Here is a 17,166-nt window from a genome sequence, read left to right on the forward strand (position 1 = left end):
CCTCTACGTCAGAAGCTCCATCCCCCTCACATTCTGAACGAGCCACTTCCGCTTTTCTTAAGAAGTTAGGTGGGAGATAAACTGCCCGTAAAAGCCCGATTGGTGAGGGCTGATAATCAGTGGGGGGGAAGAAAATCCCCCACTGATTAAAGTTTCACTTTATAGCATACATATCAGTAGAGAGGAGGAAATATGGAATGGACTATATTGAAGAACTCATGGACTATAGCTATGAAGTGATATGTGTGATTGGTGAATATATGAAAGAAGTACGAGATCATGAATTAAAAGAATTGTTACAACAACATTTACCGTACTTATTGCAGGCATACAATGAACAGATTAACTTTCAAGAAGGTGAAAATGTGCAGCATATCATTGGCCAGTATTCAATTTCATCCTCAATGGAAATAGTACATACTAACTATACTGGTCAAAAAGATGATATAGAAATTGCTTTTTCGTATATTTCATATTTAAAACGGTTGGCACTTGAATATGCGCAAGTAGCAATTCAAGTAGCAAATCCAGAATTTCGCTCTTTTTTAGAAAGTTGTTTTTTGAAAATGAATCGAAATGCGTACAGTGTATGGCAATATGTGATGAAAAAAGAATATAGCATACAAACAATAATGGATGAAGAAAAATATGGGTGAAAAAGACAGCAATAGCGCTGTCTTTTTGTACTTATTTTGTTAAAATTCTACGTTTCTGAGTCGCCATATCCTCAAAAGACAAAACCTGATTAGTATCGCAATCGTATGAATTAAAATGTTATATATATAAATCCGTGTTAATGTTTCGACATCTTTGTCTAGCTCTGCCTCCTAGGCCCTCATGTCTAAGAACCTTCCACACGAGAAGGTAAAAAACACCCTCTGTGTGAAAGAACCTTAGCCAACGGGCCTAAACAGTTGGCTCCGCTTCCGCTTTTCTTTATAAGTCGCTGCTATGCAGAATACACCATGACCGCTACTGGCTTGCTCACTTTGTTTGAAAACCTCGCATGTGGCAGGAAAAGGCCCTGACCGCTCCTATGCATGGTCAGGTGCTCTCGCCCTCCTATAAAAAAGAAAGTGATTTTATGTCGTTTTTTAATTTATATATAGTTAAAATTTAGAAAATTAACAATGATTTACTATTTCTTTACTAAATTATAATATTTCCTTTAAAAAAGAGAAGTAATATGAGAATGTACATATTCTATCAAAAGGGGGATAAGCAAATGAATAAATGGGTTAAATCGTTAACTGCAGTTGCACTTGCTAGCTCTTTATTTATGGTAGGTTGTGGTAAGAGTGAGGAAAAGAAAGAAGAGACGACGCAACAAGAAGGTAAGACAACTGATAAAGAAACGAGTGGGGAAGGAAAAGATAAAAACTCGAAAGATAGTTCTTCAAGCTCTACTGAAAAGAAATAAATGTTGTATGATAAAAAAGCTTTCTTGATCAATGAGAAAGCTTTTTTGTTGTGTATTTTTGTTTTTTCAGAAATAATAGAGGGATTGAAAGGGTGTGAGTTAGTATGAATATATGTTTATTTGGGGCAACAGGTCGAGTTGGAGTCGAAATTTTAAAATTTGCATTACAGGATAATCATAAGGTGACAGCGCTTGTGAGAAATAAAGAGAAGCTACAAATACAACATGAGAATTTTCGTGTAATAGAAGGAAATGTATGGAATGAAGAAGGTGTGAAAGAGTGTGTAAAGGGAGCAGATGTTGTAATTAGTGCACTTGGTACCGATGGAAACGGCACGTTATCAAAAAGTTTGCCAAATATTATAGACGTTATGAACGAGGAAGGGATTATAAGAATTATAACAATTGGAACGGCGGGAATTTTGCAGGCACGTGTGAATCCGCAATTATATCGCTTTCAATCCAGTGAATCACGTCGAAAGACAACGGCTGCAGCGGAAGACCATGTAGCGGCCTATTTAGCTTTAGCGAATAGCAAGTTACAATGGACGATTGTCTGTCCAACACACTTAATAGATGGAGAAGAAACAGCTATTTATCGTACTGAAGAAGATGTGTTACCGCTAGATGGTATGAAGATCACAGTTGGAGATACAGCCCATTTTGCTTATCAATTACTTTATCATGATATTCATTATAAAAAACGAGTTGGCATTGCTTATTAAAAAGCCATCCTTATGATGAACTGCACCCCAATTGTTAGACACAGTCTAACAATTGGGGTGCAGTTCTTTATGGCTAAAAAAGAATATAACATACAAATATAATAATCATAATGATTTGTAAAATCGCTTTAGCAATTGTGCTGCTTAAAAATCCGATGACAGTTGCAACCCCGACCATAAAGGCTTCTTTCACTGCTTTTTTATGCATTAATTCTGTTACGAAAATAGAAAGGAATGGGATAATAATCAGTCCAAATGGCGGGAAAAAGAACGATCCAACAATTATCGAAACCATACCGACACGTTCGCTCCATTTTGTACTTCCATACTTTTTTAAGAAATAGCTATTCGTAATAAAATCAGCAATGAAAATAATAATTGTAAATATAATTTGAACGATCCAAAATGACTTTGTTAATTGCAACTCGTTAATACCAAACTGATAAATGAAAAACCCAGTCCATAAAGCGAGTATACCTGGAATGATCGGGTAGATGAACGCGATAAACGATATAATAAAACAAGCGATGATACATATAGCTAATAATATATTCACAGCATAACTCCTTGTTGTGCATCTATTTTACTAACTGCAATTTTCTTTACTTGGTGTCCATCTAATTCTAATGCTTTAAATTGGTAATTTTCATGTTGAATCATATGGCCAGGCTCAATATTTATGTCAATAGTTTGTGACAAAAACCATCCTCCAATTGTATCTAAATCACTCTCATCAATATGTAGACCAAACATATCATTTACATCAGAAATAAGTACTTTTCCATCAAGTACAGTTAATGTCGGATTGCGTTTCTCGATCATCGGTGTTTCATCTGTGTCAAATTCGTCTTGTATTTCTCCGATAATTTCTTCAATAATATCTTCCATTGTAAGAAGACCAGCAGTTCCACCGTATTCATCCATAATAATTGCTAGTTGGACGCGGTTTTTTTGTAGATGAATAAGCGCCTTTTTAATTGGTACAGTTTCGAATACTGTTAAAATAGGATGTATGTATGATTCTAGCGGTTTGCAAATCCCTTTCGTTTGATCATGGAAGATTTCTTTCGTATTAATTATTCCGACAACATCATCTTTATCTTTTCCGATTACTGGATAACGCGTATATTTTTCGGTGGAGATAATCTCCATATTTTCTGCTAACGAATTTTCAGTTGATAAACAGACCATCTCGGTACGCGGAACCATAATCTCTTTTGCAACTCGATCATCGAATTCAAAAATATTGTTTACATATTTGTATTCCGATTGATTAATTTCTCCGCTCTTATAGCTTTCACTTAAAATAAGGCGTAACTCTTCTTCAGAGTGAGAAAGTTCATTTTCTTTTACTGGTTGTAATCCAAATAGTTTCGTGAAAAAGAGCGCGGTGCTATTTAATAACCAGATGAAAGGATACATTATTTTATCAAATAGAATTAAGGGTTTTGCGAACTTCAATGTAATTTGTTCGGCTTTTTGAATAGCAAATGATTTCGGAACGAGTTCACCTAGTACAACATGAAAGAACGTAATCATGCTAAAAGCCATAACAAAAGATAGCGTATGTGCCACGCTGCCTGTTATATGTATTTTTTCAAAAAGCGGCTTCAATAAATGTTCCACAGTAGGTTCACCAAGCCAACCGAGCCCTAAAGATGTAATTGTAATACCAAGCTGACAAGCAGATAAGTATACATCTAAATTCGAAATAACTTTTCTTGCTAGGATTGCTTGTTTGTTACCTTCATTGGCAAGTTGATCAATCCGACTTTTACGTACTTTCACAACAGCAAACTCTGATGCAACGAAAAAGCCAGAAATAAGAATGAGTAAAGCGATGAGAAAAAGATTTAATATGTCCAAGGATATTCTTTATTCTAAATTTAGAATAAAGATGTCACCTCCTGAATAAAAGTTTTACTTTAATAATATATGGAAAAGGAAAGAATAGTCAAAGAAAGCAGAGAGAAAGTAATGTTTTAGTAAAAAAACAGTTATAAGAGGGGGAGGAGGATTGATAAAAGTTTTGATATATTGATCCTTATTGGCGATTTTAAAAGAGGGATCGCCAATAAGGACCTCAATCTGTTAACGAATGATTAATTTGAAGAAAGGTTTCACTTTATTGTTGTGCGGGATAGGTTATGAATGTGCTCGGTATAACGATTTCTTTTCCATAGTATCTGTAAAATAGAAAGCAACATGTATGGGATATATAGTAATAAAAGGCCTATTGCAACAAGTGTAGGGGAAGTAACACAGTATTGTACAATAAATTGAAATACTCCATTTACATGAAAAATACATTCCATATATGTAAAGGAAATTAATATGGAGCCAATGATAGACTTATGATTTGCAAGCAGGGAAACGAACAGTGTATTACTAAAAAAAGCTGAATCATGTATAGGTGTTGTTTTTTGAACTGTATACAAGAAAGGAATCCATTTTTTGATAGCCTGGATTATAATGACCATGGACGTACTACAAATAATTAAAAGGGAAGAAAAGTATGGAAAGGATATGTATGATGCTACGAATAGACAAGGAATAATGACGCTACATTGTAGTAAAACAGTGCCAAATGAAAATGGAACCCAACGTAAAACTAAACAATGTTTTCTGTTTTTAGGAGATAATCTAGTGAAAAATCGACCAATTCCAAGACTGATGAAAAAACCAACAGTAAGTGAAAAGAAAAATCGGATCATAGATGAAAAATATAATTTCCATATGTATGGGAACAATGAAGTTGAATGAAATGAATTTGTCATATTTTCTGGATGGTAAGAAAAGAAAAAGAATGGTTCATGACTCCAATCTGTTATGGGAATAGAAATGGAACGAAAATGTATCAAATGATTAATCATTGTATGCAATACTTCAGAATAGGATTGTTCACTGTTTAGAAAAACGGAAGGAATTGGACTAATAAGGATAATGACCATAATTCCAAAAAGGAAACGATATACATAAGAAATAAAAGAAGACGCCATACATCTCACCTGCTCTTTGAAAATTCAGAAAATTTATACTATTATTTTAGCGTTTATTTCTAGATTATACAATCTGTTTTTGATAGGAAAGAAATTTTTCATATACTATTTGTTTAAAAAACGAAAGATTTCCGAAGAAATTGTGACGAATAACAAGTAAAAGTCAGAAAAATAAATAAATTTATTTATTTTTTTCTGAAAATATTATATATTTATGTCACAGAAATTATTTTAACATAAGGGGGATTTTTATGAGAGTAAAGGGAAACTATGTTTTAAAAAAAGAAGTGTTATTTTGTAAGGAATCCTATACGTTACAAGAGGCATTAGATCATTTGAATAAAACGGGATACCGATGTGTTCCGGTTCTAGATGAAAAAGAAGAAATGTTTTTGGGGAATATTTATAAGGTAGATGTTTTAGAATACAAAGGTTCTTTAGACGATAATGTGAAAGAATTATTGCGCAATAAAGATGGCTCTGTAAAAGAAGACTCTTCCTTCTTTAAAGTTTTCTTTACAATTAAAGAGTTACCATATATCTCTGTTGTGAATGATAACGGAATCTTTCTTGGCATTTTAACGCATAAAAAAGTGTTTGAGTTACTAGAGGATGCGTGGGGCCTTCATTCTAGTGTATATTCAGTAATGATCGGAACACAAGATTATAATGGTGCTATTCAAAAACTATCAACTGTATTGAAAAAGTATAACGGGATCCAAAGTTTAATGACATTTGATAACAAGGCACTATATGTACGTAGAATTATGTTTACATTAGGAGAAGAGTTTGCAGTAGAAGAATTACAAACGCTTTTAACGGATTTAGAAAATAACGGATTCCGTGTTATACATGTAGAAGAAATGAAAAATTCACGTGAAGTGGAAATTGTAGAGTAAGAGGCAAATCCATCTCTGGAAATCGGAGATGGATTTTTTATTTATCCCGCATTAAAGGTTTAGGGGGGCTGGCCGTGTATAAAAATGGCCAGGGTCTTTTCCTGCCGCTTGCAAGGATTAAAACAAGTGTGGGTTATGTTTTGTTCTACATAGAAGCGACTTATATGTTGATAAACCAAAATGGATTTAGGAGGAATATAGAAATGGCTATTTTTGAAGATTTCATGAAATTAGATATCCGTATTGGAACAATTCATCAAGCAGAAATATTTTCAGAAGCCAGGGTGCCTGCAATTAAGCTAGAGATTGATTTTGGTGAACTTGGAATGAAGCAGTCAAGCGCACAAATCACGAAACGATATACACCGGAAGAGCTGATTGGAAAGCAAGTTGTTGCGGTTGTTAATTTTCCGCCAAAACGAGTGGCTGGATTTAAATCTGAAGTACTTGTCCTTGGCGGTGTTCCTGAAAAAGGAGATGTCATTTTACTAGAACCGGGTATGGAAGTGCCGAATGGGACAGCGATTAGCTAAAATATAGGGGGACAAAAAAATGGACATAGCAAAAGCTTATTTACAGTGTGCAGTAGAAAATTTTCAAGCTATAAAAAGGCAAGGGGATCGAACATTGTCGCAGCTTACTTATGAGGAAATGTGCTGGATTCCTCATGAAGAAGCAAATAGTATTGCGATTCTTGTGAAACATTTATATGGTAATATGCATTCACGGTGGACAAATTTCTTAACGACAGATGGGGAAAAGAAAGATCGGAATCGTGATGATGAGTTTGAAGGTGGATACACTTCCAAAGAAGAATTGTTACATGCTTGGGAAGAAGGCTGGTTATTTGTATTTCGAGCGTTGGAATCTATTACAGGTAAGGATGTTCTAAAAACAGTATATATACGCCGAGAGCCGCATACGGTGATGCAAGCGATTGAACGACAAATTGCCCATTATGCTTCACATGTTGGACAAATTATTTATATTGGAAAACTATTGAAGGAAAAAGAATGGTCATGTTTAAGTATTCCGAGAGGAAAGTCTAATCAGTTTCTGTAGAAATGACGTGAATGTACCGTATACACGGTTTCGTATATGATCTTTCCTTAATTTTTTATGCTTGAAAGAAACTTATATAGTATTACATATAAAACATATATACCTATGTACGAACCGGGTCAACTCCCCACCACTTAAACGCTAACACGTTTGAAGTGGGGGCTTGAGAAAAGCCTTAGTTGTCTAGCCTCAGTCTTTCGTGGACTCCGTTCGTAGGTTGCATACCCAAGAATGATTCCCTAGTTCTTGGCTCTATGGTGGCTCTGTAACAGTTCTGATTGGGAAGGAACGGTCAACCACAAGCCTTCTTGTATAAGAAGTTGCCAACCCCTACAAACATTGGCGAAGGGAAACAAACTCTTAGGAGGGACAAAACATGCGTGTATTTGTTAAGAATTTACGAGGAGAACCGCTTATGCCTTGTAGTCATCGAAAGGCACGAATTCTTCTCAAACAAGGAAAAGCAAAGATTATTGAATACACTCCGTTTACGATTCAATTACAATATGCTACTGGAGAAACGGTACAACCCGTTACAATCGGTATTGACAGCGGCGCAAAGCATATCGGCATTGCGATTACGACTGAAGACAAAGTGTTAGCAAAAGGAACCACCCAGTTACGCCAGGACGTCAAAGATAACCTTACATTGAGAGCTACATTACGCAGAGGTAGAAGACAACGAAAAACAAGGTATCGCAAAGCGCGTTTCCTCAATCGTAAAAAGAATGAAGGATGGTTGCCACCATCGATTCAGAGTAGAGTGGATAACCAAATTCATTGGATTGAAACATTCAAGTCACTCTTACCCTCACCAAAAGTCATTGTAGAAGTGGGGAAATTTGATGCACAAAAGCTAAAAAACCCCGATATACAAGGAATAGAATATCAACAAGGAGACGCTTTTGGCTTTTGGAATACAAGATATTACGTGTTTGCGAGAGATAACTATACGTGTCAAATCTGCAAGGAAAAAGGTGGTATCTTGCATACGCATCATATCATCGAGCGATGCAACGGTGGTTCTGATATGGCAGATAACCTTGTCACAGTACATGATGAATGCCATCAAAAATTTCATCAAGGGACACTCAAACACACTTTCAAGAAACCAAAACAATATAAAGAGACTGCTTTTATGAATATATTGCGGTTACAAATCATGAATCGTTTAGATTGTGAGATTACGTATGGCAGTTATACAACACCGATACGAAAAGAATTAGGGTTATCCAAAACACATGTAAATGACGCCATTGCGATTACCAATCCAGCACAAATACAAGAATATGATCAAAGCGGTGAATTTTGCATCAAGCAATTTAGAAAGAAAAAACGTTCTCTACATGAAGCAACCGCAAGAAAAGGAAGGAAAACAAAGAATACAAGTGCAAAACGGAACAAGAAAAATACACCGCATGTAGATGGAATCTATTTAGGGGATAAAGTGAAAGTATTTGGACAAGTAGGATTTGTGGCAGGGTTTACAGGGAAAATGGTATACGTACAAGATATCGATGGACAATATATACAAAATCCAGCGAAATCTTATAAGCAAGTAAAGATATCAGATATAGAACGTATACACCATACGAACAATTGGCAGTTCTTACAAATCAGTTAGGCTATGCCTAACCAAAAATTCATCCCCACCTTACCGCGAGGCCACTGAAAAAGTCCTCATTATAAGAAAAAGGAGTCCATCACCTACTATATACAGATGACAGACTCCTTTTCACTTTCAATATACTGATAAAATATATCTTATTTTTTCGAAACAATCACTTTTTCAGTGCCTCCCCTTACCGCTGGGCTCTTGCCCGTTACGCGCTTGAAGATGGGGACTTCTTTCGGAATTACGTTAAAAGGAACAAGGGATTTAGTAATATAGAATGAATGGTTGTCATAAAAACAGTTTGCTGACGTAGTACATCATACACAGAAAATGCAATAATGGTGCCGAATCCATATAAACAAACAAATGCAAATAGATCCAACCAAATGCGAATACGCGGATGTACCGTGAGTAAAACAAAGAAACACGATAACACAATAGGAAATAATCCAATCATCAGCTTCAATTCTATTCACCTCAATGCCAATATTGCCAAATTTCAGTTGGTCTATTCTCATAGCTTGTACATATGTTTATGGAGAGAGGTGATTTCATGAGTCGAAGCTATTTTTATGTGAAACGGACAAGTCTTCCGAAATTTATTTTTTTACTTTTATTGGGCATGATGGCTGCTTTTTTGTTTGTTAGTATGATCGTAACATCATTAAAAGAAACGAAGTCAACGTATTTATATAAATGGTTAAATGAGCTTTCTATGAATGGCTATATGTATGTACTCGGTTCGGAAAATCGTTATTTTACACAAGAATATCGTCATTTAAATACAGAATTTTCGATTTCTTCTTTTATTTTATCTGCCGCGACAAATATTCGTTTTGATGACGTTCGTAGTTTAATTGGAATAGAGCTTCCAGGATTTTTGAAATATGACACGGAAATTGTAATTGCTGGAGAAGGAACAAATTATACAAATTTACCTATTGAGTCGAGTGTACCCTTAGAAGAGCTTGTAAAAGAGCGGACAGGGGAACAAGAAAAATCTCAAAAAAACGAATCACATGAAGAGAAAAAGAAGCCAGCACAAACGACAGGAAATCGAAAAGTAGCATTTATTTATCATACGCATAGTTGGGAGTCATATTTACCATTGTTACATTTAACAAATAATCCAGATCCAAATAAAGCAACGAGCTCAGTAAAGAATATTTCTATATTAGGGGATCGATTTCGTGAAAAACTAGAAAATTATGGGGTAGGTTCAACGAATGATAAAACAGATGTTGGAAACATGTTGGTGAGTCGAGGATTAAATGATCGCAGTTCGTATAAAATGTCTCGTGAGGTTGTGCAAGAAGCAATGACAAATAATAGAGAGCTGCAATACTTTTTTGATTTGCATAGAGATAGTGCTAGGAAAGAAGTAACGACGAAAACAATTGGTGATAAATCATATGCGAAGTTGGCATTTGTTATTGGTAAGGGAAATAAAAATTATGCGAAAAACTTACAACTGGCAACAGCGCTACATGAATCATTAAAGGAAAAATATCCTGGATTAAGCCGAGGTGTTATTCAAAAAGATTTGAGCACTGGGAATGGTGTATACAATCAAGATTTATCCGGTCAAGCTATTCTTATTGAAGTAGGCGGTGTTGATAATACAGAAGAGGAACTTGATCGTAGTATAGATACACTCGCAGAAGCATTTAGTGAGTACTATTGGCAAGCTGAAAAGGTGAATGGATAAGCGTAAGCAAACGTTGCTTACGCCGTTTTTTTTGTAGCGAAATTTGTCTCTATATCTTATAAAAATGGAAAAGGAATTTAGAAAAATAGTAGCGAATGTTCATTTATCCCGCTATTCGTGGGCAGTAATACTCCCGCCTCAAAGTTCAGCGGAAGCATTGTCCAGCTCTAGCGGCTAGAATCTCCGGTCGTTTCGCCCCCTCGGACGAGGCAGAAAGCGCCTCTCTGTCGGGTGCTCCAACGTCCTGCGATTCTGAGCGAGCCGCTTCCGCCTTTCTTAAGAAGTTAGGCGGGAGATAAACTGCCCGTAAAAGCCCGATTGGTGAGGGCTGATAATCAGTGGGGGGTGAAGAAAACCCCCACTGATTAAAGTTTCACTTTATCAAGAAATCTCCACAAATAATTATATTATGTAAACTTATTGGTTAGATAAATGATTATGAAAGAATCAGAATCGTTTTGAGAATGTGGAGAGAAATGTTTAAAGTGATGAGAGAATGGAAAAAAATATATGGTATAGGATAAGTTTTTGAATTGACTGTTACGGTTATAGCGAAAGTTGATGAGTTTTGTTTGGGAAAAAACTATTAGAATAAAAGGATGTTATATGAAGAAAAAATGGATGTTGTTGAGTATAGCGATTGCCATTTGCATAATTACAGTGCTTCGATATATAGAACATAATGAAAAGCAAGCGATAGAAGCACAAGGGAACGTTATTTTTCCAAAGGTACAAGAAACAACTGCAAAAGTAGAAGGAGGGCTTGCAGTTGTTAATAATCCAGATTCAACCCTTGTTCTTGTAAACAAGAAGAGACGATTGCCTGATTTGTATGAGCCGCAAGATTTAGTGATACCCCAAGTTCGTTTTCTATATGAAGGCGATAATGAAAAAAAGAAAATGCGTAAAGAAGCAGCTCTAGCATTGGAGCGTATGTTTCAACAAGCGAAGCGTGAAAAAGTCTTTTTATTTGCTGTTTCGGCATTTCGTTCATTTGAAAGGCAAAAAGCATTGAATACGATGTATAAAAAGCAAGATGGGGAAGCAAAAACAGCGATGTCTAGTGCAATTCCTGGTACAAGTGAACATCAAACAGGATTAGCAGTTGATATCACATCACAATCTGCAAAGTTTCAATTAGAACCTTCATTTGGAGAAACGAAAGAAGGAAAGTGGCTTGCTGAAAATGCCCATAAGTTTGGGTTTATTATTCGTTATGAAAAAGAAAAAGAAGAGGTAACAGGATATATGTATGAACCATGGCATGTTCGTTATGTTGGAAACCCATATGCTACGTATTTACATGAAAATCAGCTTACTTTAGAAGAAGCTATAAAGTGAACGATCCATTAGTGGCTCACTAATAGATCGTTCTTATCAATTGGGGTCTTACTGCCCGTTAATGCGAGAGAGAGAAGGAAAATGACGATGTTATATAAGAAAAAGCTTATGAGTAAACAAGAAAGCGATGTTTCTTAGACGGAAACACCGCTTTCTTGTTATTGTGATGAAAATCACTTCCTGTATAATGAGAAATTTTCATTTTTAGAGAAGATTTTGATTTTTTGTCACTTTTTGAGAGGATTTATCCTGTATAATAAAGAATATATTAATATATAATTTTAGTATATTTTTTCATCTATTAATGGATGCTGCAGCTTTAAATTGGTTAATCAATGCAACGTGATAAAGTTTTCTTTCTCTCATATACATGTAAAGTGAAACTTACATCAGTGGGGGGCTTTATCCCCTGCTGATGGAAAGCCCGACTAATCGGGCTTTTATGGGCAGTTATCCCCTATCTATTTTCTTCGCTTCTCTCTCAATCTTGAGGTGGGGCCTTACTGCCCGGGAATAGCGGGATAAAAATAGAATGGAAGCGAGGGTTGCATATGACAGGGTGGGTGATTTGGTTTGTCATTGCCGGTCTTTTATTTATTGCGGAAATGCTGACTGTGACGTTCTACTTATTATGGCTTGGGATAGGTGCTGTGGTCGGAGGTCTAATTGGACTATTTGTACCGAACTCTTTACTACTTCAAGTGGTGATAGCATCTGTTGTCAGTCTTAGTTTGACATTTTTTACGAAACGAATTTCTAAAAATTTTCGAGAAGCGAAAGGATATACAGATGCAGTAGATAAGCTTGTCGGAAAAAAAGGCATAATTGTGCAAGCGATTACAAATGAATCGAATGGCATTGTAAAAATAGAGGGAGATATGTGGACTGCTGTGTCAGATGAACCAATTTTAGATGGGGAAAGCGTTATTATTGTAAAGAGAAGCAGCACGGTAGTGCATGTGAAAAGGGAGTGTGAATTATAATGGTAGGTTTAACATTATCAATTATTTTAGTATTGATTGTTATTGTATTTATCGCATTATCAATTAAAATTATCCCGCAGCAAAGAGTAGGTGTTGTAGAGCGTTTAGGTAAATTTCAGCGTGTTATGCATCCGGGTTTAAACATGATTATCCCAGTTATCGATCGTGTACGTCTTTATCATGATTTGCGTATTCAACAAACAAACGTCCCACCGCAAAAAGTAATTACGAAAGATAACGTACAAGTTGAGATTGATACGATTATTTTCTATCAAATTGTTGACCCAGAGCTTGCGACGTATGGTATTTCTAATTATGAATTTGGGGTTCGGAATATTACATCTGCAACAATGCGACAAATTATCGGAAAAATGGAGCTTGATGAAACACTATCTGGTCGTGAAAAAATTTCTGCAGAAATTCGCTTAGCACTTGATGAAGCAACAGAAAAATGGGGTGTTCGTATTGAACGTGTTGAAGTTGTAGATATTAACCCTCCAAAAGATATACAAGCAGCCATGGAAAAACAAATGAAAGCAGAACGTAATAAACGTGCCATTATTCTTGAAGCTGAGGCGGCAAAACAAGATAAAGTTCTTCGGGCTGAAGGGGAGAAACAAAGTAAAATTTTAATGGCTGAAGGGGATAAAGAAGCGCGCATTCGCGAGGCAGAAGGTTTACGACAAGCGAAAGAACTAGAAGCACAAGGGGAAGCGAAGGCAATTGAAGAAATTGCAAAAGCAGAACAAATCCGGATTCAAATGTTGCGTCAGTCAGGACTTGATGAGCGAGTACTTGCATACCAGTCATTTGAATCGCTAACTGAGATTGCAAAAGGACCTGCAAATAAAGTATTCCTTCCGTCAAATGCCGTTGAAACATTAGGAAGCTTAGGAGCAATTGGAGAGTTGTTTAAAGAGAAAAAACTGCCTTCGATAGATATGAAAAATGAACAATAGAAACGAGGAAGAGAAATGGATGCCATTTCTCTTCTTTTTTTGAAACTTAATTGAAGAAATACAAAACCTATTCGTGAATTAGAGTGTGGTTTTGTTAATTTTAGAAATTCTAGTTGGAAAATATGATGAATTCACTGTGAATGGGCGACGCAAAATAGTGCCATACAGAATGTATATCGCAGAAAGCTTGTACATACCCATGTATAGAAAGGGTGGTACGATGAAAAAGTATTTTATACATTCTCAGACGCATGAGAAGAAGATTATTGTTTTATTCTGTTCTTATGCGTTTTTTATTTTAGTGGCTGCATCTTTAGTTACAACAATGTTACAGACAATGAAATCATATTATATGAATCAATGGTTTGGAAAAATTTCTTCCCAAGGATTTATGCAAATGATTGAAATGGAAAATCACTATTTTTCTTTTGAATATTTTCAAACAAAGAAACGAGAATCAGTAGGAGCGTTATTGTTTTCATTAACAACAGATATACGTTTGCAAGATATTCGAACGTTTATGGGGAAAGAAATACCTGGAATGGCAAACTATTATTCTGACATTCTTGTAGCAGGAGAAGGAACGAATTATACAAATATACCAAATGAATCAAGTGTACCGATAGAAGAAATTACGAAAGAGCGTGAGGTGGCTCAAGAAAAAGTTCAGGAAGCAGAAAAGAATAATCCTGTTCAAAAGAAAGGAAACGCTATAGAGGGAAAAAATGCTGTATTTATTTATCATACACATAGTTGGGAGTCTTTTTTACCGTTATTACCTGAAGTGAAAAATCCAGATGAAGCATCAAGCCCAGAGGTAAATGTATCACTTCTCGGTGATAGGTTAAAACAGCAATTAGAAGGACAAGGAATTCCAGCTTTACATGACAAGACAAACATGGGAGACTTATTAGCGCAGAAAAAGATGAAGTGGTATCAGGCTTATAAAGCATCACATGGATATGTAAAAGAAGCACTAGCTCAAAATAAGCAAATCGTATTTCCGATTGATATTCACCGAGATGATCAGCGTAAGAATGTTACAACAAAAGTGATAAATGGAAAGTCGTACGCAAGACTTTATTTCATTATTGGAATGGAAAATGAAGAACGAGAAGAAAATATGAAAATCGCAAACGCAATTAACACTTATTTGGATAAACATTATTATGGACTTAGCCGAGGAATTTTCAAAAAAGACAAAAGAAAGGGAGATGGTACATATAATCAAGATTTATCCCACAACGCCCTACTTGTAGAAGTTGGTGGTGTTGATAATACGCTAGAAGAATTGTATAACTCTATTGATGTACTAGCAAAAGCGTTTAGCGAGTATTATTGGGATGCGGAGAAAGTGAATCATTAATGGAAAAGTAAGAGAAATAGAAAAGGGACGGAAAGCCGTTCCTTTTCTATTTCCTGAAGACAAATGAAAGTTTTACTTTATCCCGCTATTCGTGGGCAGTAATACTCCCGCCTCAAAATTCAGCGGAAGCATTGTCCAGCTCTAGCGGCTAGAATCTCCGGTCGTTTCGCCCCCTCGGACGAGGCAAAAAGCGCTTTTCTGTCGGGTGCTCCAACGTCCTGCAATTCTGAGCGAGCCGCTTCCACCTACCTTAAGATTGAGAGAGAAGAAGATAGTTGGGAGGTGAAAAAGACCCTACTGATGGAAGTTTCACTTTATTTCAAAAAAAATGATAGAATTTCATAATATGAAATAAGTGAGTTGTTTGAACATAGTAATACTTCTTATAATGATTAAAAATTCTGTTAATTTTAAAGAGAGTGGATATTTCGCATTTCTAATATTGTTTGTCTGTTAAGTTTTGAAAACGTATACATTGGAGGGGTTATGTATGGCGATTCGAACAGGAGCTCAGTATATTGAGGGGTTAAAAGTGAGAAATCCAGAGATTTGGATAGAGGGTAGAAGAGTAACAGACGTGGTGAATGAAGAGGTATTTCGTGAACCGATTTTGCAAATTGCAAAATTATATGATATGCAACATGATCCAGTGTATCAGGATAAGATTACTCATATATGTGAAGAAACTGGAGAACGAGTGTCTAATGCATTTTTAGTGCCGAGAAACTATGAGGATTTAAAAGCGCGTCGTGAATTGTTTGAGGTATGGGCGAAAGCAACTTTTGGCTTGATGGGAAGGACACCTGACTTTTTAAACGTTACGGTCACTTCAATGGCAAGTAACACTTGGTTTTTTGAACAGTTTGACCCGCAGTGGGCAAGAAACATTAAAAATTACTACAAACATATTAGAGATCAGGATTTATTTTTAACACATGCGATTATTAATCCGCAAAATGATCGAAGCAAAGCGTCTCATGAACAAGAAGATGCGACACTACATTTAGGTGTTGTAAAAGAAACTGAGGAAGGAATGTATGTGAGCGGTGCGAAAATGTTAGCAACTCTTGCACCAATTACTGATGAAGTCATTATTTATTCCTATCCAAGTTTTAAACCTGGTGATGAACATCATGCAATTTCATTTGCGGTTCCAATCGATGCGCCTGGATTACGTATTCTTTGTCGTGAACCGATGCAAGATGGAAAACGTTCATTATTTGATCACCCTCTTGCATCAAGATTTGAAGAAATGGATGCACTTTTAGTATTCCACAATGTGTTTATTCCATGGGATAAAGTATTTATTTACCAAAGTGTTGAGGCAGGAAATCAATTATATCCAAAAACAGGAATTGGTCATCAACCTGCTCATCAATCGGGAGTAAGAGGCCTTGTGAAACTGTCATTTGCGGCGGAAGTGGCAATAAAATTGGCTGATTCGATTGGAGTAGATGGCTTCTTAAATGTACAAAATCAGTTAGCGGAGCTTATGCAAGATGTAGAAACGATTCGTGCTCTGCTTCAAGTTGCGGAATATGAGTATGAAATGAATGCATATGGTGAAGCGATACCAGCAAGATTGCCACTCGATACAATTCGCAGTTTATTACCAAAAATGTATCCACGTGCAATTGAAATTATTCAAATGATTGGTGCAGGTGGTCTCCTTATGTCTCCAACAGGTGCCGACTTTATGAATCCAGAGATTCAAGATGATATGCATAAGTATTATATTGGCCGTGAAGGTGTATCTTCTGAAGAACGCGTCCGCTTGTTTAAATTAGCTTGGGATTTATGTGGTGAAGCATTTGGACAACGATTATTACAATATGAGCGTTATTACTCTGGTGATCCAGTTCGGAAAATGGGTATGTTTTATAACGCGTATAAGAAAAAACAATCATTGTCTCTAGTAGAAGATGCTTTACAAGGGGCAACTGCATCTGAAAGAGCAATAAAATAATTATTATTTTTGATTACGCTCACAATGTTAATGTGAAAGGAAGGAGCAACAGATAATTAAAAAGAATTTTACTGTTAGGATGTAAAACTTCTTACGAATTTTAGCTATGTATCAACCGAATTG

At 36.0% G+C, this 17,166-nt stretch carries 17 protein-coding genes; 14 read left to right on the forward strand and 3 right to left on the reverse strand.

Annotated features, from left to right (window positions below; all coding sequences use genetic code 11):
- Positions 1-197 precede the first annotated feature (197 nt).
- From MR076_RS23655 to MR076_RS23665, 3 genes are all read left to right on the forward strand, one after another.
- Positions 198-656: a spore coat protein gene (locus MR076_RS23655; RefSeq protein WP_242224725.1), complete on the forward strand. Its 459-nt coding sequence runs from the start codon at positions 198-200 to the stop codon at positions 654-656.
- 569 nt (positions 657-1,225) lie between these two features.
- Entirely contained in the window at positions 1,226-1,420 is a 195-nt protein-coding gene (locus tag MR076_RS23660) for a hypothetical protein (protein WP_242224727.1), read from the forward strand.
- A 104-nt stretch (positions 1,421-1,524) separates the two neighbouring features.
- The gene (locus tag MR076_RS23665) at positions 1,525-2,145 is read left to right on the forward strand and encodes an NAD(P)-dependent oxidoreductase (RefSeq protein ID WP_242224729.1); all 621 of its coding nucleotides are present in this window, start codon (positions 1,525-1,527) and stop codon (positions 2,143-2,145) included.
- 73 nt (positions 2,146-2,218) lie between these two features.
- Here the strand turns inward: MR076_RS23665 and MR076_RS23670 are convergent, their stop codons facing one another.
- Both MR076_RS23670 and MR076_RS23675 read right to left on the reverse strand, forming a co-directional pair.
- A complete protein-coding gene (locus MR076_RS23670) occupies positions 2,219-2,701 on the reverse strand; it encodes a DUF456 domain-containing protein (protein WP_242224731.1) in 483 nt (160 codons plus the stop codon).
- A complete protein-coding gene (locus MR076_RS23675; RefSeq protein ID WP_242224732.1) occupies positions 2,698-4,011 on the reverse strand; it encodes a hemolysin family protein in 1,314 nt (437 codons plus the stop codon). Before MR076_RS23675 ends, MR076_RS23670 begins: the two co-directional genes overlap by 4 nt.
- A gap of 612 nt (positions 4,012-4,623) precedes the next feature.
- Between MR076_RS23675 and MR076_RS26890 the strand changes: the two genes are divergently transcribed.
- From MR076_RS26890 to iscB, 5 genes are all read left to right on the forward strand, one after another.
- Positions 4,624-4,908 carry a hypothetical protein gene (locus tag MR076_RS26890; RefSeq protein ID WP_396021730.1) on the forward strand — a complete coding sequence of 95 codons (285 nt, stop codon included), beginning with the start codon at positions 4,624-4,626 and terminating at the stop codon, positions 4,906-4,908.
- 487 nt (positions 4,909-5,395) lie between these two features.
- On the forward strand, positions 5,396-6,043 hold the full coding sequence (cbpA, locus tag MR076_RS23685; protein ID WP_242224743.1) for a cyclic di-AMP binding protein CbpA: 648 nt from the start codon (positions 5,396-5,398) through the stop codon (positions 6,041-6,043).
- A gap of 203 nt (positions 6,044-6,246) precedes the next feature.
- The gene (gene csaA, locus MR076_RS23690; RefSeq protein WP_242224745.1) at positions 6,247-6,576 is read left to right on the forward strand and encodes a chaperone CsaA; all 330 of its coding nucleotides are present in this window, start codon (positions 6,247-6,249) and stop codon (positions 6,574-6,576) included.
- Positions 6,577-6,595: 19 nt separating this feature from the next.
- Positions 6,596-7,105 (forward strand): DUF1572 family protein, encoded by a 510-nt coding sequence (locus MR076_RS23695; RefSeq protein WP_242224748.1) that lies wholly within the window; start codon positions 6,596-6,598, stop codon positions 7,103-7,105.
- A 376-nt stretch (positions 7,106-7,481) separates the two neighbouring features.
- Positions 7,482-8,729, forward strand: a complete 1,248-nt coding sequence (gene iscB, locus MR076_RS23700) for an RNA-guided endonuclease IscB (RefSeq protein ID WP_242224760.1) — start codon at positions 7,482-7,484, stop codon at positions 8,727-8,729.
- Between the two features lie 232 nt (positions 8,730-8,961).
- Here iscB and MR076_RS23705 read toward each other — a convergent pair whose 3' ends face one another.
- Complete coding sequence (locus tag MR076_RS23705) at positions 8,962-9,186, reverse strand: hypothetical protein (RefSeq protein ID WP_242224762.1); 225 nt, start codon at positions 9,184-9,186, stop codon at positions 8,962-8,964.
- An 87-nt stretch (positions 9,187-9,273) separates the two neighbouring features.
- Between MR076_RS23705 and spoIIP (MR076_RS23710) the strand changes: the two genes are divergently transcribed.
- The 6 genes from spoIIP (MR076_RS23710) to MR076_RS23735 all read left to right on the forward strand — a co-directional run bounded on the left by spoIIP (MR076_RS23710) (position 9,274) and on the right by MR076_RS23735 (position 17,043).
- Positions 9,274-10,428: a stage II sporulation protein P gene (spoIIP, locus tag MR076_RS23710; protein ID WP_242224765.1), complete on the forward strand. Its 1,155-nt coding sequence runs from the start codon at positions 9,274-9,276 to the stop codon at positions 10,426-10,428.
- Positions 10,429-11,034: 606 nt separating this feature from the next.
- A complete protein-coding gene (locus tag MR076_RS23715; protein WP_242224767.1) occupies positions 11,035-11,769 on the forward strand; it encodes a M15 family metallopeptidase in 735 nt (244 codons plus the stop codon).
- Between the two features lie 551 nt (positions 11,770-12,320).
- A complete protein-coding gene (locus tag MR076_RS23720) occupies positions 12,321-12,752 on the forward strand; it encodes an NfeD family protein (protein ID WP_242224769.1) in 432 nt (143 codons plus the stop codon).
- Entirely contained in the window at positions 12,752-13,711 is a 960-nt protein-coding gene (locus MR076_RS23725) for an SPFH domain-containing protein (protein WP_242224771.1), read from the forward strand. Before MR076_RS23720 ends, MR076_RS23725 begins: the two co-directional genes overlap by 1 nt.
- Before the next feature lie 220 nt (positions 13,712-13,931).
- Positions 13,932-15,077: a stage II sporulation protein P gene (gene spoIIP / locus MR076_RS23730; RefSeq protein WP_242224773.1), complete on the forward strand. Its 1,146-nt coding sequence runs from the start codon at positions 13,932-13,934 to the stop codon at positions 15,075-15,077.
- A gap of 490 nt (positions 15,078-15,567) precedes the next feature.
- A complete protein-coding gene (locus MR076_RS23735; RefSeq protein ID WP_242224774.1) occupies positions 15,568-17,043 on the forward strand; it encodes a 4-hydroxyphenylacetate 3-hydroxylase family protein in 1,476 nt (491 codons plus the stop codon).
- The last annotated feature ends 123 nt before the right edge of the window (positions 17,044-17,166 follow it).

Origin of the sequence: Bacillus cereus group sp. BfR-BA-01380 (assembly GCF_022663535.1) — a bacterium.
Lineage (GTDB): Bacteria > Bacillota > Bacilli > Bacillales > Bacillaceae_G > Bacillus_A > Bacillus_A cereus_BB.

Coding starts and splice junctions, on each gene's coding strand:
- MR076_RS23695 (WP_242224748.1), top strand. CDS start 6,596: ATGGACATAGCAAAAGCTTATTTACAGTGTGCAGTAGAAAATTTTCAA.
- spoIIP (WP_242224765.1), top strand. CDS start 9,274: ATGAGTCGAAGCTATTTTTATGTGAAACGGACAAGTCTTCCGAAATTT.
- MR076_RS23665 (WP_242224729.1), top strand. CDS start 1,525: ATGAATATATGTTTATTTGGGGCAACAGGTCGAGTTGGAGTCGAAATT.
- csaA (WP_242224745.1), top strand. CDS start 6,247: ATGGCTATTTTTGAAGATTTCATGAAATTAGATATCCGTATTGGAACA.
- iscB (WP_242224760.1), top strand. CDS start 7,482: ATGCGTGTATTTGTTAAGAATTTACGAGGAGAACCGCTTATGCCTTGT.
- MR076_RS23720 (WP_242224769.1), top strand. CDS start 12,321: ATGACAGGGTGGGTGATTTGGTTTGTCATTGCCGGTCTTTTATTTATT.
- MR076_RS23725 (WP_242224771.1), top strand. CDS start 12,752: ATGGTAGGTTTAACATTATCAATTATTTTAGTATTGATTGTTATTGTA.
- MR076_RS23655 (WP_242224725.1), top strand. CDS start 198: ATGGACTATATTGAAGAACTCATGGACTATAGCTATGAAGTGATATGT.
- cbpA (WP_242224743.1), top strand. CDS start 5,396: ATGAGAGTAAAGGGAAACTATGTTTTAAAAAAAGAAGTGTTATTTTGT.
- MR076_RS23735 (WP_242224774.1), top strand. CDS start 15,568: ATGGCGATTCGAACAGGAGCTCAGTATATTGAGGGGTTAAAAGTGAGA.
- MR076_RS26890 (WP_396021730.1), top strand. CDS start 4,624: ATGGACGTACTACAAATAATTAAAAGGGAAGAAAAGTATGGAAAGGAT.
- MR076_RS23715 (WP_242224767.1), top strand. CDS start 11,035: ATGAAGAAAAAATGGATGTTGTTGAGTATAGCGATTGCCATTTGCATA.
- spoIIP (WP_242224773.1), top strand. CDS start 13,932: ATGAAAAAGTATTTTATACATTCTCAGACGCATGAGAAGAAGATTATT.
- MR076_RS23660 (WP_242224727.1), top strand. CDS start 1,226: ATGAATAAATGGGTTAAATCGTTAACTGCAGTTGCACTTGCTAGCTCT.